The sequence below is a fragment of the Sneathia sp. DSM 16631 genome (assembly GCF_014892235.1).
Lineage (GTDB): Bacteria > Fusobacteriota > Fusobacteriia > Fusobacteriales > Leptotrichiaceae > Sneathia > Sneathia vaginalis.
The window spans coordinates 1-2,042 of sequence record NZ_JADBHL010000031.1; the positions used below are offsets into that span (position 1 = coordinate 1).

1 protein-coding gene is annotated in these 2,042 nt (G+C 25.9%); it reads right to left on the minus strand.

Annotated features, from left to right (window positions below; translation table 11 throughout):
• Positions 1-93: 93 nt before the first annotated feature.
• Positions 94-1,896, minus strand: coding sequence for an IS1634 family transposase (locus IMK15_RS06265; RefSeq protein WP_192942281.1), 1,803 nt, complete (start codon positions 1,894-1,896; stop codon positions 94-96).
• Positions 1,897-2,042: the final 146 nt, after the last annotated feature.

Sequence of the window (2,042 nt, forward strand, 5' to 3'; positions counted from 1 at the left end):
AATCTCGAGTTTGACAGTTTTTAAGGATATAAATAGGCTATAGACCAGTGTTTACTGTATCTATAGCCGTTTTTTAGTTCTGAAAAAATGTAGCTATTTTTTCTCTATTTTTTGTTTTTTAATTTTTTTTAATATTTTTTTTAAATTTGAATATTCAATAGCTTCATAATCTGTTCTAAAGCCAAATTTTCTATGTATTGCATCAGTTATTTTTGTTCTTACATAATTTGGTGAATACGCTATATTTTCTTTTTGTATTTTTAAAGCCATATTTCTTAAGGTGTCAACTATTTCTCTGCAAGTAAATTGATTATCTAACTTGTTTTCTAGTATTCTGTATATCAATAGTGCCAAGAAACATATTAGAAAATGTGCTTCTATACTTTCTTTTGTTCTTACATATACAGGTCTTGCTTTGAATTCATTCTTAAATATTCTAAAACATTCTTCAATTTGCCATCTTCTTTTGTTTATTGTTAATATTGTATTAATTGGTATATCATCAAGGTTTGTACAAACTGCATAAAAACCATCATATTTTTCCTCTTCTATTTTTCTTTTAAGATTAAGTACTGCGGTTTCTGTATCACAAATTTCTCCGTTTTCAGTTGTTTTTTCTACTGCTATGAATCTGTTAGGATCATTTTGATTTGTATATTTTTTTCTATATTTTCTAGTCTTTATTAATTCTTCTGCTCTTTTAAATTGTTCATCTCTTACTTTTCTGCAATACAATAGATACTTAAGTGAAAAGCTAACTATTAATCTTTGTTCTAAAGGTTTAATACCTTTTTTAATATCACTAGGTGATAAATCTTCGATTATTATTCTTTCTTTGTAAAAGATTGTATTTATATATCTATTTCTTACATCCTCATTGTCAAAATCAAAATTTGATAAATCATATACACTATCACTACCAGCTATTTTCCAGCCTTTAGGAGATAAGGCAAAGTCTTGTATGTAATCTTTTGAAGATTTTATAGAATGAGTAGTGATAAAACTTCTTAATCTTCTGTTATATACCTTTAAGTCATTAAATCTACGGTTGGCATTAGATGATAATCCTGCATCTGTACAAACCACAATATCACTTAAACCAAAATCTTTTAATATTTTTTCTTCTAATGGTTTTAATGTTGGTTGCTCGTTTTTGTTACCTTCAAAAAGACCAAAAGATAATGGAATTCCATCACCATCAGTAAATAGCCCCATTGTTACGATAGGATTAGGTCTATTTTCTTTTGATTTTCCATACTTTCTAAAATCATCTTCTTCATTTATTTCAAAGAAGAAATTAGTACAGTCATAGTACAAAACTTGTTTATTTCTTTTAATTACAGAATGACTATTCTTGTAAACTTCTTTTTGAATAAAGTTACTTTCATTAGCCAAAACATCTAAAGATCTGTATAAATCATGTAATTCAAAGTTAGGCTTTTCAAGGAAATTTTTAGCTAACTCATTAGAAGATAACTTAGATGAAGGATAAAGGATTCTAGTGTATATTAGTGTTTCAAGTATATTGGTTAAATCATATTTAAAAGAATATTTATCAGAAATACTATCGCATATATCATTTAAACCTAGCGAATAGAAAATATTCTTAAGAAAAAAGTAACCAATATCAGAAGAATTTTTTTTATCAATTTCTACTAATTTCCCTGTAGATAAAGGGATAAGGACTTCTTTATTTTTTTCTTTTTCTTTTTTATTTAAATCATCAACGAAATTTCTAGCCCAAACATAAGGGTCTTGTCCATTAGCTTTTTTAGTAACTTCTTCAAGATTACCTAATTTCATTATTGTAACACCACTTACTTTATTTCCGTTTCTGACAGATTTTTGCACATAAAAGTTAGCAGAATTTTTAGATTTATTTATACATAATTTCATAATGACACCACCTAAAACATATTTATACTATATTATACCATATATTGCTACTGATTGCTACAAAAAAATTAAAAAAATTTGACAAAAAAATGTAGATTTCAATATATCTACAACATTTTTAATTATTTAAAACTGTCAAACTCGGG